This is a genomic window from Kineococcus rugosus, from assembly GCF_050871975.1.
GTDB lineage: Bacteria > Actinomycetota > Actinomycetes > Actinomycetales > Kineococcaceae > Kineococcus.
Genome location: NZ_JBJLSJ010000002.1, coordinates 141,024 through 156,693, shown reverse-complemented (window position 1 = coordinate 156,693; position 15,670 = coordinate 141,024). Strand labels below are relative to the sequence as shown.

Genomic DNA, 15,670 nt, shown 5'->3' with positions numbered 1-15,670 from the left:
GCCCGGTGCGGAGCGGGACGGCACGAACGTAGGGAACCGGCGGGTCCGGCCGCGTCCGTCAGCCGACGTCCGTGGCGTACGTCGCGTCGTGCGGCGCGGCGTGCGTCGTGGTGCGCAGCACCGCGGCGAGCTCACCGCGGGAGGCCACGCCCAGCTTGGGGAACATCCGCTGCAGGTGGGTGCCCACCGTCCGGGGCGAGACGTACAGCCGTTCCCCGATCTCCCGGTTCGTCAGGCCCTGCGCGGCGAGCTGGGCGACGTGCAGCTCGGTCGGGGTCAGCCCGTCGACGGCGGCGGGGTCCTGGCGCGGGGAGGACGCCCCGGCCGCGCGCAGTTCCTGGCGGGCCCGTTCGGCCCACGCGGACGCGCCGAGGGCGTCGAAGGTCTCGCAGGCGGCCTGCAGGACGGCGCGGGACTCGGCGGGCCGCCGCTGGCGGCGCAGCCAGCCGCCCAGGGCCAGCTGGACCCGGGCCCGTTCGAACGGCCAGTCGAAGGGCGCGGCGTCCAGGGCCGCCCGGAACAGCGGCTCGGCCGCGTCCTGCGGCGCGAGCAGGGCGCGGGCCAGGCGCAGCCCGCACAGCAGGGCCGGGGAGGGGGCCAGCGCCTCCAGGGGGGCCAGGTCCCGCACGAGCGCGCGGGCGGGGCCGGTGGACCCGCTGCGCACCCCCGCCTCGACCAGCTCGGCGAGGGCGTAGAAGCGCAACCAGGGGTGGAAGCTGGGGTCGGCGGGGTCGAAGACGCGGTGCAGGTGGGCGAAGGCGTCGCCGTAGCGGCCCTGGCACAGGGCGGCCTGGCCCCGTGCCGTCTGCACGATGGACAGCACGGTGCGGGCGCCGGCGGGCAGGGCCACGCGCTCGGCCTCGGCCGCCCACGCCTCGGCGCGGGGGTCCCCGCAGACGGCGGCGAGCTGGGCGCGGACGGCGTCGACCATGGCGTGCACGAGCGGCTGGCCGGTCTCGCGGGCCAGGTCGGCGGACTCGTCGGCGGCCAGCAGCGCGGCGCGGACGTCGCCGAGGCGGGTCGCGCCCGCGGCGTGGGCGCACAGGGCCCGGGTCAGCATCGACAGCCGGCCCTGGGCGCGCAGGACGTCCAGGGACCTGCCCGTCAGGCGGGTCGCCAGCGCGGGGGCGCCGACGGTCACGGCCGCGCCGCCCAGCAGCTGGTCGCCCTCGGCGTCCGGGGCCGAGCGTCCCAGTTGCCGGGCCAGGGGTTCGAGCACGTCGCGTCCGCGCTCGACCGGGGCGCAGAACGCCCGCAGGGCGACCAGCTCGGCGTTGTCGGCCCGCACGGGCATCCGGTCGGCGGCGGCGGCGACGCGGGTGCGTGCCGCCGGTCCCGGGTCGCCCCAGAAGCAGTGCAGGACAGCGCTCCACAGCATGCGCAGGCCCAGTCCGGGTTCACCGCCGGCGGCGATGGTGACGGCGGTCTCGGCCAGTTCGGCCGAGGCGGTGCCGTCGCCGTGCACGCCTTCGAGCAGGGCGCTGCCGACCCACGCCGCCCGGGCCTGGTCCCAGACCGACAGGTCCAGCGAGCGCGCCCGGGTGAGCAGGTGCGCGGCGACGTCGGCCTGACCGGACTCCAGGGCGAGCTCGGCCGCGCGCAGCAGCCGGTCCGCGCGGGCCGAGGGGTCCGAGGTCAGGTCCGCGGCCCGGCGCAGCGCGGCCAGGGCCACGGCGACGCCGCCGCGGCGCAGGGCCCGGCCGGCGGTGGAGTCCAGGTCCTGGGCGACCTGCTCGTCGGGGCCGTCGGCGCCGGCGGCGCGGTGCCAGGCCTGCCGGTCGGGCTGGTCGTGCAGCACCTCGGCCAGGGCGGCGTGCGCGGCGCGGCGTTCGGCGGTGGTCGCGGCGTGGTGCAGCGCCGAGCGGACCAGCGGGTGCCGGAAGGCGATGCCGCCGTCCTCGACCAGGCCCGCCTCCACGGCCGGTCCCAGGGTCGTGGCGTCCAGCGGCACCCCCAGCTGCCGGGACGCGGCGTCCAGGCACTCGGCCGGGGTGCCGTCACCGTTGAGGGCCGCGAGCAGCAGGACGGTGCGGGTCGGCGGCGGCAGCCGGGAGACGCGGGCGGTGAAGGTGCGTTCGAGCCGTTCGGTCAGCGGCAGCGGTCCCGGGGTCAGCGCGTAGGCCCCGCCGACCGCCCGCAGCGCGGCCGGCAGCTCGGTCAGCGCCAGCGGGTTGCCGGCCGCCTCGGCCAGCAGCCGCCGGCGCACCTGCGGTCCCAGGTCCGGGGCCACCTCGTCCAGCAGCCGCGCCGAGGTCTCCTCCGTCAGCGGCTCCAGCTGCAGCACCGGCAGGCCGGCGCCGCCCAGCCGGTCGTCGGTGCCGCGGGTGACGGCCAGCACGGCCAGGGGGTCGGACTCGATGCGCCGCGCGACGAAGCCCAGGACGTCCAGGCTGGCCCGGTCCATCCAGTGGGCGTCCTCCAGGACGACCAGCAGCGGGGTCCTGGCCGCCGCGTCCGAGAGCAGGGTCAGCGCGGCCAGGCCGACGAGGTACAGGTCGGGGACGACCTCGTCGGTGAGCCCGACGGCGGCGCGCAGCGCGGCGCGCTGGGGGCCGGGCAGGTCCTCGACGCCGTCCCGCAGCTGGTGCACGAGCTGGTGCAGACCCGAGCAGGGGACGTCCTCCTCCGACTCGACGCCCACGGCCGTCACGACGCGCACGCCGTGGTCGGCGGCCCGGGCCGCCGCCTCGGCGACCAGCGTCGACTTGCCGATCCCGGGGGGACCGAGCAGGACCACCGCCCCGCCCGAGCCGGCGGCCGCCTGCTCGACCAGCCCCGCCAGCAGCCGGCGCTCGCCGTCGCGGCCCAGCAGCGTCCCTCGACGCACGACCCACCCACTTCCTCGCCGCCGCCGCGGGACCGGGACGCGCGGCACCGGCCCGCGACCCACGGTCCACGGTCCACGGCCCGCTGCCCGATCGCGACCGGCTCCGGTTGAACCGGCGAATCGTACGACGGGCGGACACGGCCGCCGGCTCCCGGAACGGCCGCCGGTGGCCGTTCCGGCGAGCGCGTCCCCCGGGTGCACCGGCGGGGCACGCGACGTGGTCGGGCGACTCCGTCCGGGGTGGTGCAGGGGCGGGGAGCGGTGGGCGGGGAGCGGTGGGCGGGGAGCGGTGGGCGGGGAGCGGTGGGCGGGGAGCGGTGGGCGGGGAGCCGTCAGCGGGAGGCGCTCGCGGCCAGTTCCACGGCCTCGTGCACCCCGGCGGCGTAGGCCTGCGGCTGTTCCCAGGCCGCGAAGTGGCCCCCCGCCCGTTCCCGGTGCCAGGAGCGGACGTCGAAGATCCGCCGGGCGAACTCCTCCGGTGCGTTGACCAGGTCGCGCGGGAAGACGGTGAACACCGCCGGTGGGGTGATCCGCTGCGGCAGGTCCCCGCCGGTGGCGTAGGGGGTGAAGGAGGTGCCGATGCACCCGCTGACCCAGTACGCGGCCACCCAGGTGAGCAGTTCGTCGCGGGAGAAGACCGCCTCGACGTCGCCGCCGCAGTCGGTCCAGCTGCGCAGCTTCTCCAGCAGCCACGCCAGCAGCCCCGCCGGGGAGTCCCCCAGCCCGACCGCCAGGGTGTGGGGCTTGGTGCGCTGCTCGTGCATGTAGCCGCCCTCGCGGGCCTGCCAGTCGTGGCCGTGGGCGAGGTAGTCCCGCTCGGCCGGGCTCGGGTCGCTGGGGGGCTGGACCAGGAAGTGGTACTGGGACACGTCGGTCAGGTGCAGCGCGCTGACCCGGTCGGGGTGCAGGTCGGCCAGGTGCTCGGCGACGTCGCAGCCCACGTCGCCCGCGGAGACGACGTAGCGCGCGTACCCCAGGTCGGCCATCAGCCCGGCGACCACCACCGCGATCTGCCGCGCCGACAGGCCCGCACCGGCCACGGGTGCGGCGAAGGGGAAACCGGGCAGCGCCGGGACCACGACGTGGTGGCGCGCCAGCAGCGGCAGGACCCGCTCGAAGCGCAGGACCGAGTCCGGCCAGCCGTGCAGCAGCAGTACCGCGGTGGCCCCGGGCGCGGCGGCGCGCTGGTGCACCGCCCGCACCGGTGTCCGCCGGGCGTCGGCGGTCTCGACGTGGGCCAGGTGCCAGGGCCAGGACCGGATGCGCTGCTCGTGGACCCGCCAGTCGTAGGAGGCGGCCCAGTGGTGCACCAGCTCGGCCAGGGCGGCGGCGTCGGTGCCGCGGTCCCAGGCCGCGCCGGGCGGCAGCGGGGGCAGCGGCACGGGCCGGTGGGCCAGCAGCCGCCGGCGCAGGTCCTGCAGGACGTCGTCGGGCACCCGGGCCGGGACCGAGGGGAGCTCGGGGACAGCGGGAGGGGTCTGCATCGGGTCATCCTGGCGCAGGGGTTCGTCCCGACGGCCAGCCGACGGGGACGACGGTCCTGGCGGTGAGGTCCCCGCCACCGGGGACGGGGACGGGTCCCGGCCCCCTGCGGCGAGACCGGTGGAACCCTCCCCCTCCTCGCCGCAGCAGGCCCCGGTGCCGCGGCCCGCTGCTCGTGCGTCGACGGTCGTCGCGGAGGACACTGCGGTACGTGTGTGGCCGCTACGCGCGTTCCCGATCCGACGACGAGCTCGCCGACCTGTTCGACGTGGGTGAGCTCGTCGGCGACCCGCCGCCGGCGTCCTACAACATCGCTCCCACGCAGCAGGCCCGGGTCGTCCTCGAACGCGCCCCGCGCGGGGACGACGGAACGGACGAGCGCGCGGGCGCGGGCTCCGGTGCGGTCACCCGGCAGTTGCGGACCCTGCGCTGGGGGCTGGTCCCGGTGTGGGCGAAGGACGCCAGGATCGGCAACCGCATGGTCAACGCCCGCGTGGAGACCGTCACCGAGAAACCCGCGTTCAAGCGGGCCGCCGCCCGGCGGCGTCTGCTGGTGCCCGCCGACGGGTACTACGAGTGGGAGGAGCGGGAGGGCCGCGCGCAGAAGGTCCCGCACTTCCTGCACGCCCCCGACGGCGGGGTCCTCGCCTTCGCGGGCCTGTACGAGGTGTGGCCCGACCCCGCCAAGGCCGAGGACGACCCCGACCGGTGGCTGTGGACGTTCACGATCCTCACCACCCGGGCCGGCGACGCCCTCGGCCACATCCACGACCGCACCCCCGTCATCGTGCCCCCGGACGTGCGCGACGACTGGCTGGACCCCACCCTCACCGACCTCGACCTCGTCCGGCAGGTCCTCGAGGCGCTGCCGGAACCGGAACTGGCCACCCACGAGGTGTCGACCGCGGTGAACTCCCCCCGCAACGACTCCCCCGACCTGCTGACGCCGGTCACCTGATCCGGCCGGGCCCCCGCACCGCGGCGCGCGTCAGAGGAAGGCCCACACCAGGGCCACCATCGCGAAACCCACGACGGACAGGATCGTCTCGAGCACCGTCCACGTCGCCAGCGTCTGCTTCACGGTCATCCCGAAGTACCGCGAGATGATCCAGAAACCGCCGTCGTTGACGTGGCTGGCGATGATGGAGCCCGAGGCGATGGCGATGGCCAGGACGGCCAGCTGCGCCGGGGAGTACCCGGCGCCCTCGACGAGCGGGCCGACGATCCCGCCGGTGGTGACCAGCGCCACCGTGGCCGATCCCTGCGCCACGCGCAGGCCGCAGGAGATGAGGTAGGCCAGCAGGATCACCGGCAGGCCCGCGTCGCTCATGGTGTCGGCCAGGGCGGCGCCGACGCCGGTGGCGGAGATGACCTTGCCGAAGAACGCCCCGGCGCCGACGACGAGCAGGATCATCCCGACCGGGCGCAGGGAGTCGGCGGTGACCGAGCCCAGTTCGGCCACGCTGGTGCCCCGCCGGACCCCGAGCAGCCAGAACGCCAGCAGCACCGCGACGGTGAGCGCGACGGCGGGGTTGCCCAGGAACGTCAGGACGCTGAGCAGGCTGCTCTCCTCCAGGGTGACGGTCCCGAAGGTGGCGCCGAGGATGAGGACGAGGGGGACGGCGACGATGCCGAGCACGGTCGGGAGGCGGACCGGGGTGGTGGTCCGCTCGGCCACGGCGGTACCACCGCCACCGCCACCGGTACCACCGGTACCTCCGTCGGCACCGTCACCGGCCCCGCCGGCGGGGGGCCGGGTGTCCTGGACGAACTCCGCGGGCACCTCGACGTGGATGCGGCGGCCGATGACGTACGGCCAGGCGATCCCGGCGGCGGCGAAGGCGGGCAGGCCGCACACCAGGCCCATCAGGATGACCCAGCCGAGGTCGACGCCCAGCAACCCGGCCGCGGCCGTGGGCCCGGGGTGCGGGGGCAGGAAAGCGTGGGTCATCGACAGCCCCGCCAGCATCGGCAGCGCGTACAGCGCCAGCGAGCGGCCGCCGCGGCGGGCGGCGATGTAGGTCAGCGGGGCCAGCACGAAGATGCCGATGTCGAAGAACACCGGGATCCCGAAGATCAGGCCGGTCAGGCCCATCGCGACCGGGGCTCCGCGCTCGCCGAACAGGCCGGTGAGCTTGGCGACCAGGACGTCGGCCCCGCCGGAACGCTCGAGGATCGCGCCCAGCACCGTGCCCAGCCCGACGATGACGGCGATGTGCCCCAGGATCCCCCCGAACCCCTTCTCCAGCACCGAGTCCGAGGCGGACAGGGCGGTGCCGACGATCTCGGTGACGGGCAGGCCGGCCGCCAGGGCGAGGGCGAACCCGGCGATGAGCAGCGCGATGAAGGGTTCGAGCTTGACCTTGATGATGAGGACGAGCAGGACGGCGATGGCCAGCGCGCACAGCAGCAGCAGGCCGGCGGTCGACTCGTGGAGCCAGGTGAGCATCAGAGTCCTCCGGTGAACTCGGTGGCGCGGGCGGTGATCGCGGCCCAGTCGCCCGCGGCGACGACGTCGGGCGGCACGACCCCGGTGCCGGCGGTCACGGCCGCCGCGCCGGCGGCCAGGAAGTCGGCGGCGTTGCCGGCGGTGATGCCGCCCGAGGGCACGAGCCGCAGGTCCGGGTAGGGGCCGTGCAGGTCCTTCAGGTACGCCGGGCCGAACGCGGAGGCGGGGAACACCTTGACCGCGCTCGCACCGCCCTCGTGGGCGTCCAGCACCTCGGTGGGCGTCAGGGCCCCCTGAAGGAAGGGGATCCCGGCCGCCCGCGCGACCTCGGCCACCGCGGGGCGCAGGCCGGGGGTGACCAGGAACCGGGCCCCGGCGTCGATCGCGGCGCGGGCGTCGTCGGCGGTCAGGACGGTGCCCAGGCCCAGAGCGACGCCGGCCTCGGCGGTGCCGGTGGCGCCGGCGGCCTTCCGCAGCAGGTCCAGCGCCCCGGGGGTGGTCAGGGTCAGTTCCACGGTGCGGATGCCGCCGGCGGCCAGGGCCTCGCACAGGGCGACGGGGTCGGGCACCACGGGGGCGCGCACGACGCACACCACGCGGTCGGTGAACAGGGTGTCGAGCACTGCGGGGTTTCCTCCTCGGGAGGGGCCGCCGGGCGTCGCCGGCGGCGGGGTCGGGTGGTCCTGGACGTGCGGGCGGGCCGGGGTTCTGGCGGTGGTTCTGGCGGTGGTTCAGGCGGCCCGGTGGCGCAGCGCCCGGCCGGGCGTCGCCGCGGTGCGCACCCCGTCGCGGACGACGAACCGCCCGCCGAGCAGGACGTGCGGGATCCCCACGGCCTGTCGGCGCGGTTCGTCGAAGGTCGCCCCGGCCGCGACGGTCGCGGGGTCGAAGAGCACGAGGTCGGCGACGGCGCCGGGACGCAGGACCCCCCGGTCGCGCAGGCCCAGCCGCGCCGCCGGGCGGGAGGTCATGCGGGCCACGCACTCCTCCAGCCCCAGGACGCCCTCCTCGCGGACGTAGTGCCCCAGGTAGTGCGGGAAGGTGCCCCAGGCGCGCGGGTGGGGGCGTTCGCCCACGAGCAGCCCGTCGCTGCCGACGGTGTGGGCGCGGTGGCGCATGATGGTGCGCACGTTCTCCTCGTGCCCGACGTGCTGCAGGATCGTGGTCCCCAGCCGGTCGCGCACGAGCAGGTCGACGAACATCTCGAAGTCGCGGACGCGTTCGCCGACGACGGCGGACAGCCCCGGGTCGCGGACCCCGGCGATCTGCAGCGTGCCCCACTCGACGGTCACGCCGTGACACCCGTCCGACCCCTCGACCTCGACGGCGTACCGGATGCGCCGCAACGCCTCCGGGTCCTGCAACCGGGCCAGGGTCGCCGCCGGGCCGCCGGCCGAGGCCCAGCTGGGCAGGACCGCGGCCAGCGTGGTCGAACCCGGCAGGTAGGGGTAGGTGTCGAGGGTGACGTCGACCCCGGCGGCCGAGGCCGCGTCGACGAGGTCGAGCAACTCCCCGGCGCGCCCGGCGTTGGGGGCGAAGTTCATGGTGGCGTGGGTCAGGTGCAGGGCGCACCCCGAACGCCGGGCCACCTCGACGACCTCGGCGTAGGCCTGCAGGGCCCCGGCGCCGTAGGAGCGCTGGTGGGGGGCGTAGAAACCCCCGTGCTCGGCGACCACGGCGGCCAGGGCGACGAGCTCGTCGGTGCCGGCGAACATGCCGGGGGTGTAGGTCAGCCCGCTGGACATCCCGAACGCGCCGTCGCGCATGCCCTCGCCCACCAGGGCGCGCATGCGGTCCAGCTCGGCGGGCGTCGCGGCCCGGTCCTCGGTGCCCACGACCAGCATGCGCACGGTGCCCTGCGGGACGAGGTAGCAGACGTTCACCGCGGCCCCGGCGTCGACGCGCTCGAGGTAGGCGGCGACGCCGGGCCAGCCGAACGCGGTGTCGGGGACGCCGTTCCAGCCGGCGAGCTGCTCGCGCAGGACGGCGAGCGTGGCCTCGTCGACCGGGGCGTAGCTGAGGCCGTCCTGGCCGACGACCTCGGTGGTGACGCCCTGGGTCGTCTTGGCCAGGTGCTCGGGGTCGGTGAGGACGGCGAGGTCGGAGTGGGCGTGCATGTCGATGAACCCCGGGGCCAGCACGAGGCCGGTGGCGTCCAGGACCTCGGCGCCGGCGGCCTCCCCCCAGTCCCCGCGGTCCCCCACCTCCCCCAGGGCGGCGATCCGGCCGTCGGCGACGAGGGCGTCGCCGCGGCGGCCGGGTGCGCCGGTGCCGTCGACGAGCGTGGCGCCCCGCACGAGCAGCGGGCGGGTCACCCGAACACCGTCCGCAGGTAGTCCACCAGGTGCGGTTGCGCGGCGCGGGCGTCGTCCAGGACGGGGATGAGCTGCCACTTGTCGAAGGTGGTGCAGGGGTGGGACAGGCCCAGGCGCAGGACGTCGCCGACGGCGAGGTCCTGCGCCTGGCCGGTCAGGCGCACGAAGGTGTGCTGGTCGTTCAGGGCGGTGACGCTCGCCCCGTGCAGCGCGGTGGTGTCCCCGGTCCCGCCGCGGCGCACGGCCTGCACGGTGGGCAGCCCCTCGTCGAAGGGCAGGTCCCGCTTGCCGCCGTCGGCCAGCGCCAGCCCCGGTTCGGGGCGGGAGATCACGCGCACCCACCCGTGCAGGGCCGCCTGGAACCCCTCCCCGGCGCCGCGGCCCATGGGGGTGATGCCGGCGTAGAAACCGTCGTCGTGGGCGAGGTAGGCCCCGGCGCGCACGACGGTGCGGACGGCGGGTCCGCGCTCGCCGGCGGGGTCGTGCAGGGGGGCCAGGAGGTCGGCGACCGCGTCGAAGTAGGCGCTGCCGCCGGCGCTCACGACGATCCCGCCGGGGACCGGGCCGTACAGGTCCGCGGCGAGCAGGCTCTCGTGCAGGCGGCGCAGGTCGTGCAGGTAGGTGCGGACGACGGTGAGGCTGGCGGGTGAGGCGTCGTGGGCCAGCGCCCCCTCGTAGCCGGCGACCCCGGCCAGGCGCAGGCCGTCGGTGGCGGCCACGGCGCGGGCGGTCTCGACGGCGGCGGCCAGGGAACGGGCCCCGGTGCGCCCGCCCGGGGCGCCGAGCTCGACGAGGACGTCGAGGGGTTCGGCGGCGCCGGTGACGTGCGGGGCCATGGCCGCGACGACGTCGACGCCGTCGGCCCAGACCAGGACCCGCGTCGTGCGGGCCCGGCCGAGGTGGCGCAGCACCGCGGGGTCCAGGACGGGGTAGGCGGCCAGGACGGTCCGCAGGCCGGTGGTGGCGGCGGTGGCCAGGGCGAAGGTGAGCTGCCAGGGGGTGGCCACGGTGATGCCCCAGGCGCCGGCGGCGAGCTGCTGGCGCCACAGCGAGGGGGCCATGGTCGTCTTGCCGTGGGGGGCGAGGTCGACGCCCGCGGCGCGGGCCCAGGCGGCCATCGCGGCGACGTTGTGCCTCGCGGACCCGGCGTCGAGGGTCACCAGCGGGGTGGGCATCTCGTCCAGACCGGGGCGGGTCGCGGCGTGCGCGGCCGCGTCGAGGCCGTGGGCGGTGACCGGGGCGGCCTTGTGGGTCGGTCCCAGGATCCCGGTCGTGGTGGCGTCGTAGTCCACGGGCACTCCTCTGCGCGGCCGATCCGGCCGCGTCGTTGCATCTCACGCAATGGGTGTTGCACATTTCGTCGTCGCTGTTCTAGCATCGCGCCATGCCCCGGTCAACGCCCTCCCCCGCGATCACCTGCGTCGGTGAGGCCATGGCCGTCCTGACCCCCGTCGAGGAGGTCCCCCTGGCCCGCGCCGACCGGTTCACCCGCACCGTCGGCGGCGCGGAGTTCAACGTCGCGCTCACCCTGGCCCGCTTCGGCGTCCCCACGGCCTGGGTCTCCCGCCTGGGCGACGACGGCTTCGGGGAGCACGTCCTGCACGTGGCACGCGAGCACGGCGTGGACGTCAGCGGCGTCGAGATCGACCCCGACCGCCCCACCGGGCTGTACGTCAAAGCCCCCGGCACCGCCGCCGACGGCTCGCGCCGATCCCGGATGCACTACTACCGCAACGGTTCCGCCGCCTCGGCGATGACCCCGGAACTGCTCGCCGCCCCCGCGGTCGCGGCCCTGCTCACCGGCTCGCGCACCGTCCACGTCAGCGGCATCACCCCCGGGCTGTCCGCCTCGGCCGGCCGGACCTGCGACGCCCTGGCCGACCTGCTGCGCCCCCTGCCCACCGTGCTGTCGGTGGACCTCAACCACCGCCCCGCCCTGTGGCGTGACCTCGACGACGCCCCCCTGCACCGCCTGCTCGACGCCGCGGACGAGGTGCTGCTCGGCGAGGACGAGGCGGTGCGGGTCCTGGGCACCGGCACCGCCGCCGGGGTCCGCGCCGCCCTGCCCCGCGCCCGGCGGATCCTGCTCAAGGCCGAGGAGCGCGGCGTCCTCGTCCTCGAACCCGGCCGCCCCGACCTGCACGTGCCCGCCCTGACCGTCGACGTCGTCGAACCCGTCGGCGCCGGGGACGCCTTCGCCGCCGGGTACCTCGCCGGGCGCCACACCGGCCTGCCCGTCCCCGACGCCGTGCTGCTGGGCCACCGCTGCGCCGCCGCGACCCTCGTCGTGCGCGGCGACCAGCCCCGGCAGCTGCCGGAGCCGGTCGCGTGAGCCAGTCCCTGCTGCGCGCCATCGCCCTGCTGGAACGGGTCGCCGCCGGCACCGCCACCCTCGGCGAGCTCGCCGAGGCCGAAGGCGTCCACAAGAGCACCGTCCTGCGCCTGCTGCGCGTCCTGGAGGACAGCGGCTACGTCCAGCGCACCGACGACTTCCGCTACTCCCTGGGCCCGGGGCTGTTCCGCCTGGCCCAGCAGGCCCTCGACGACATCGACGTCCGCGCCCTGGCCGCTCCCCGGCTGCGGCGGCTGCGCGACGAGGTGGGGCAGACCGTCCACGTCGCCGCCTTCGACGGCCGCACCGCCACCTACGTCGACAAGCTCGAACCGCGCGACGCGGCCGTGCGGATGGCCTCCCGGATCGGTTCCCCCGCCGCCCTGCACTGCACGGCCGTGGGCAAGGTCTTCCTGGCCGCCCTGCCGCTGCCCGAGCGCGAGGCGCTCGCCGACGCGCTGGACTACCCCCGGCTGACCCCGAACACCCTGACGTCCCCGCGCGAACTGCTCGCCGCCGCCGCCGAGGTCGCCGAACGCGGCTGGGCCTACGACGACGCCGAGAACGAGACGTTCATCAACTGCGTCGGCGCTCCGGTCCTGGGGCCCGGCGGCCGCGTCCTGGCCGCGGTGTCGATCTCCGTCCCCGACGTCCTCCTGCCGCGCGACGCCGTCCACGACCTGGTGCCGCAGCTGCTGTCCGCGACGCGGGAGGTGTCCCGGGCCTGCGGGTACCTGCCCGCCCCGCCCACCGAACCCGAACCCGATCCAGAACCCGACATCAAACCCGAAACCGAAACCGAACCCACCGAGGAGCCCGTCCCGTGAGCACCCGCACCGCGATCACCACCTCCGAGGCCCCCGCCCCGATGCCGATGTTCTCCCAGGGCGTGCGCAAGGGCCCGCTCCTGCAGGTCTCCGGCCAGGGCCCGGTCGACCCCGCCAGTGGTGAGTACCTCTTCCCCGGCGACGTCCAGGCGCAGACGCGCCGGACCCTGGAGAACGTCGAGGCCGTCCTGCGGGCCGGCGGCGCCGGGTTCGACGACGTCGTCATGCTCCGGGTGTACCTGACCACCCGCGACCACTTCGCGGCCATGAACGAGGTCTACGCCGAGTTCGTGACCGCCCGCTGCCCCTCCGGCGTGCTGCCCGCCCGCACCACGGTCTTCACCGGCCTGCCGCGGGCGGAGATGCTCGTCGAGGTCGACGCGCTCGCCTGCGTGGACTGACCCCGGGAGGTCACCGGTGAGCCCGGAGGAGCGCCGACGCCGCTGGGCCGGCACCGCCCGCACCGCAGCCGCCGGCACCGTGCTGGGCGCGGCCGGCGGAGCCGTCACCGGCACCTGGACCCTGCTGGGGGACGAGGGGTTCTCCACCGGCGCCGCCGTGTTCTTCGGGACCGGGCTCGGCGCCCTCGTCGGGGCGGTCCTCGGGGTGTTCAGCGGCGCCGTCGCCGGGTGCCTGGCCGTGCACCTGGCCCCTCGCCACGCCCTGCTCGCGCGGGTGGCGCCGGCCCTGTGCTGCGGCGTCCTCATCGGCCTGGCCGCGGCGGGGGGCCTGCCGCCGGGGGCCCACCGGCCCGGGTGGGCCGCCGTGGCCGGCGGGGTCGCCGCCGCCGCGGCCTGGTCCTGCACCCCGTGGTGCCTGCGCTCCCGGCCCCTGCCGGTCCCGCCACCGACCTCGGGCCCGGGTGCTCGCGCGGGCGGCGGGGACGGGTCGTAGGGTCGAGCCCGTGCAGACGAGGACGTTGGGCAGGACAGGGCGCACGGTCGGTGCGATCGGCATGGGGTGCTGGCAGATCGGCGGCAGCTGGGGCAGCGTGGACGAGGACGCCGCCCTGGCGACGCTGCAGGCCGCGGCCGCGGCGGGGGTCACCTTCTTCGACACCGCCGACGTCTACGGCGACGGGCGCAGCGAACGGCTGATCGGCCGTTTCCTGCCCTCGGCCCCCGAGGGGGTCGTGGTGGCGACGAAGATGGGGCGGCGCGCCGACCCGCACGAGGCCCCGCAGTACTCCCTCGACAACTTCCGCGCCTGGAACGACCGCAGCCGCGAGAACCTCGGCGTGGACACCCTGGACCTGGTGCAGCTGCACTGCCCGCCGCCGCCGGTGCTGAGCACCGACCAGGTCTTCGACGACCTCGACACCCTCGTGCAGGAAGGCCGCACCCGCGCCTACGGCGTGTCGGTCGAGACCGTCGCCGAGGGCCTGCAGGCGGTCGCGCGGCCCAACGTCGCCAGCGTCCAGATCATCCTGAACCCGTTGCGGCTCAAGCCCGTCACCGAGTTCCTGCCCGCGGCCGCCGAAGCCGGCGTCGGGGTCGTCGTGCGCGTCCCGCTGGCCTCGGGCCTGCTGTCGGGCAAGATCGACGAGAACACCACGTTCGCCGCGGACGACCACCGCACCTTCAACCGCCACGGGGAGTCCTTCGACGTCGGTGAGACGTTCGCGGGGGTCCCGTTCGACGTCGGCGTCCAGGCCGCCCGGCGGCTGGCGGACGTGGCCGGCGGCACCCCGCTGGCCGCCTTCACCCTGCGCTGGATCGTCGAGCAGCCCGGCGTCAGCGTCGTCATCCCCGGGGCGCGCTCGGCCGAGCAGGCCCGCGCCAACGCGGCCGCCGCGGACCTGCCGGCTCCGACCGCCGCCCAGGCCTCGGCCGTCGAGGAGGTCTACCGCGACCTGGTGGCCGAGCACGTGCACGACCGCTGGTGACCAGGCGGGCGGGCCCCGGGGACGTCGAACTCCCGGAGCCCGTCCCGCCGCCGTCCCGCCGCCGTCCAGGACGCCCCCGTGATGACCCCGTGATGCCCCCCTCGTGACGCGGGTGACCGGGTCGGTGCGGGGCGTCCGGCCGCAGGTCGCCCGGCGCAAACCCGTGGCCGGGCAGCGGCCCCGTCCGACACGCTCGGGGTCGTGACCCGATCCGCGCGGCTGCCCGACGTCACGACCGAGGACGCCTTCCACCGCGTCGCCCGCGACGAGAGCGCCCTGCGCCCCGGCGTCGACGCCCTGGCCGACAGCCTGGCCCTGCCCACCGGGCGGCTGCGGCGGCTCCCGAACGGGTCGCTGCCCGTCTACGCCGACGACCACCTCGTCCTGAAGCTCTTCCCGCCCCCGCAGGCCGCCGCGGCCCGGGTGGAGGCCGCGGTGCTGGAGGCGGTGAGCGGGCGCCTGCCCGTCCCCACCCCCGCGGTGCGCGCCGCGGGCAGCCGCGACGGCTGGCGCTACGTCCTCATGGACCGCCTCCCCGGGCAGGACCTGTCCACGGTCTGGGCCGACCTGACCCGGGAGGACCGTCGCCGGGTGGCCGCGCAGGCCGGTGCCCTGACCCGGGCGCTGCACGAGGTGACCCCGCCGGCCCTGCAGGACTGGTGGCCGCAGGACTGGACGGCCTTCGTGCGCGAGCAACGCCTCAGCGCCGCCGGACGCCACCACCGCCGGGGCCTGCCGCCGGCGTGGTCGGAGCAGGTCGACGACTTCCTCGACCGCACACCCCTGCTGCCCGGACCGCGGGTGCTGCTGCACACCGAGATCATGCCCGCCAACCTCCTCGCGGTGCCCGACGCGGACGGGCGGTGGTCCCTGTCCGGCCTGTGCGACGCCGAACCCGCGATGCGCGGGCACCACGAGTACGACCTCGTCGCCCTCGCCGTCTTCCTGACCGGGGGCGACCGGACCGCCCTGCGGGAGGCGCTGACCGCCTACGGCTACGACGCCACCGAGCTCGACGAGGACCTGAGCCACCGGCTGCTGGCCTGGACCCTCCTGCACCGCTTCGGTGACGTCGCCGCGTTCCTGGAGTTCCTGCCGCGGCCGGACTCGCCCACCCTGCCCGCGCTGGCGCGCAGCTGGTTCGGCCTCACGCCCTGAGCCCGCCGAACCCGATGAGCCCGCCGAGTTCGCTGAGGTGGGCCTCGAAGGTCTCCGTCGACTGCTCGGGGGCCGCGAACCCGGCGGCCACGATGCGCGCCACGACGTCGCGGTAGTCCCCCGAGGCCTCCAGCGCCTCCACGTCCGCCGGGCTGCGCCAGCACGTGATGACGATGCACCGGTCCCCGCGCCGCCCCATGAGGACGCCGAGGTGCCCGGCGTGCCGGGCGAACATCGGCAGCGACACCTCGCGCGCGAAACGCTCGTACTCGGCGGCGCTCGCCTCGTCCACCGCGGTGCGCCAGATGCGGATGACCACTCCTGCTCCCCTCCCCCCGTGCTCGACGAACCCGTCCACCCCCTGCGCCCGGGACGGCGCCCGCGACGGGCGCCGT

The 15,670-nt window shown here is 76.5% G+C and carries 14 protein-coding genes; 7 read left to right on the top strand and 7 right to left on the bottom strand.

Annotated features, from left to right (window positions below):
• Positions 1-58: 58 nt before the first annotated feature.
• Both ACRYM6_RS01780 and ACRYM6_RS01775 read right to left on the bottom strand, forming a co-directional pair.
• Positions 59-2,827: an ATP-binding protein gene (locus ACRYM6_RS01780; RefSeq protein ID WP_432540698.1), complete on the bottom strand. Its 2,769-nt coding sequence runs from the start codon at positions 2,825-2,827 to the stop codon at positions 59-61.
• Positions 2,828-3,159: 332 nt separating this feature from the next.
• The gene (locus tag ACRYM6_RS01775; RefSeq protein ID WP_432540697.1) at positions 3,160-4,311 is read right to left on the bottom strand and encodes an epoxide hydrolase family protein; all 1,152 of its coding nucleotides are present in this window, start codon (positions 4,309-4,311) and stop codon (positions 3,160-3,162) included.
• Positions 4,312-4,520: 209 nt separating this feature from the next.
• Between ACRYM6_RS01775 and ACRYM6_RS01770 the strand changes: the two genes are divergently transcribed.
• The gene (locus ACRYM6_RS01770) at positions 4,521-5,267 is read left to right on the top strand and encodes an SOS response-associated peptidase (RefSeq protein WP_432540695.1); all 747 of its coding nucleotides are present in this window, start codon (positions 4,521-4,523) and stop codon (positions 5,265-5,267) included.
• 30 nt (positions 5,268-5,297) lie between these two features.
• Here the strand turns inward: ACRYM6_RS01770 and ACRYM6_RS01765 are convergent, their stop codons facing one another.
• The 4 genes from ACRYM6_RS01765 to ACRYM6_RS01750 all read right to left on the bottom strand — a co-directional run bounded on the left by ACRYM6_RS01765 (position 5,298) and on the right by ACRYM6_RS01750 (position 10,365).
• Positions 5,298-6,758, bottom strand: coding sequence for a GntP family permease (locus ACRYM6_RS01765; RefSeq protein WP_432540693.1), 1,461 nt, complete (start codon positions 6,756-6,758; stop codon positions 5,298-5,300).
• Positions 6,758-7,381, bottom strand: a complete 624-nt coding sequence (locus tag ACRYM6_RS01760) for a bifunctional 4-hydroxy-2-oxoglutarate aldolase/2-dehydro-3-deoxy-phosphogluconate aldolase (protein WP_432540691.1) — start codon at positions 7,379-7,381, stop codon at positions 6,758-6,760. The genes ACRYM6_RS01765 and ACRYM6_RS01760 overlap by 1 nt, the downstream gene beginning before the upstream one ends.
• A 108-nt stretch (positions 7,382-7,489) precedes the next feature.
• The gene (locus tag ACRYM6_RS01755) at positions 7,490-9,073 is read right to left on the bottom strand and encodes an N-acyl-D-amino-acid deacylase family protein (RefSeq protein WP_432540689.1); all 1,584 of its coding nucleotides are present in this window, start codon (positions 9,071-9,073) and stop codon (positions 7,490-7,492) included.
• Complete coding sequence (locus ACRYM6_RS01750; RefSeq protein ID WP_432540688.1) at positions 9,070-10,365, bottom strand: type III PLP-dependent enzyme domain-containing protein; 1,296 nt, start codon at positions 10,363-10,365, stop codon at positions 9,070-9,072. Before ACRYM6_RS01750 ends, ACRYM6_RS01755 begins: the two co-directional genes overlap by 4 nt.
• 92 nt (positions 10,366-10,457) lie before the next feature.
• Between ACRYM6_RS01750 and ACRYM6_RS01745 the strand changes: the two genes are divergently transcribed.
• The 6 genes from ACRYM6_RS01745 (at position 10,458) to ACRYM6_RS01720 (ending at position 15,275) form a co-directional block, all read left to right on the top strand.
• Complete coding sequence (locus tag ACRYM6_RS01745; protein WP_432540687.1) at positions 10,458-11,405, top strand: sugar kinase; 948 nt, start codon at positions 10,458-10,460, stop codon at positions 11,403-11,405.
• Positions 11,402-12,232 carry an IclR family transcriptional regulator gene (locus ACRYM6_RS01740; RefSeq protein WP_432540686.1) on the top strand — a complete coding sequence of 277 codons (831 nt, stop codon included), beginning with the start codon at positions 11,402-11,404 and terminating at the stop codon, positions 12,230-12,232. Before ACRYM6_RS01745 ends, ACRYM6_RS01740 begins: the two co-directional genes overlap by 4 nt.
• On the top strand, positions 12,229-12,633 hold the full coding sequence (locus ACRYM6_RS01735) for a RidA family protein (RefSeq protein WP_432540685.1): 405 nt from the start codon (positions 12,229-12,231) through the stop codon (positions 12,631-12,633). The genes ACRYM6_RS01740 and ACRYM6_RS01735 overlap by 4 nt, the downstream gene beginning before the upstream one ends.
• A gap of 16 nt (positions 12,634-12,649) precedes the next feature.
• A complete protein-coding gene (locus ACRYM6_RS01730) occupies positions 12,650-13,126 on the top strand; it encodes a hypothetical protein (RefSeq protein ID WP_432540684.1) in 477 nt (158 codons plus the stop codon).
• A 10-nt stretch (positions 13,127-13,136) separates the two neighbouring features.
• The gene (locus tag ACRYM6_RS01725; RefSeq protein WP_432540683.1) at positions 13,137-14,117 is read left to right on the top strand and encodes an aldo/keto reductase; all 981 of its coding nucleotides are present in this window, start codon (positions 13,137-13,139) and stop codon (positions 14,115-14,117) included.
• A 201-nt stretch (positions 14,118-14,318) separates the two neighbouring features.
• On the top strand, positions 14,319-15,275 hold the full coding sequence (locus ACRYM6_RS01720; protein ID WP_432540681.1) for a phosphotransferase family protein: 957 nt from the start codon (positions 14,319-14,321) through the stop codon (positions 15,273-15,275).
• Here ACRYM6_RS01720 and ACRYM6_RS01715 read toward each other — a convergent pair.
• Complete coding sequence (locus ACRYM6_RS01715; RefSeq protein ID WP_432540680.1) at positions 15,265-15,594, bottom strand: antibiotic biosynthesis monooxygenase family protein; 330 nt, start codon at positions 15,592-15,594, stop codon at positions 15,265-15,267. The two genes, ACRYM6_RS01720 and ACRYM6_RS01715, sit on opposite strands and share 11 nt — an antisense overlap.
• Positions 15,595-15,670: the final 76 nt, after the last annotated feature.

Bases quoted from the DNA above. Each gene is read 5' to 3' on its own strand.
- ACRYM6_RS01775 (WP_432540697.1), bottom strand. From the start codon at position 4,311: ATGCAGACCCCTCCCGCTGTCCCCGAGCTCCCCTCGGTCCCGGCCCGG.
- ACRYM6_RS01765 (WP_432540693.1), bottom strand. From the start codon at position 6,758: ATGCTCACCTGGCTCCACGAGTCGACCGCCGGCCTGCTGCTGCTGTGC.
- ACRYM6_RS01745 (WP_432540687.1), top strand. From the start codon at position 10,458: ATGCCCCGGTCAACGCCCTCCCCCGCGATCACCTGCGTCGGTGAGGCC.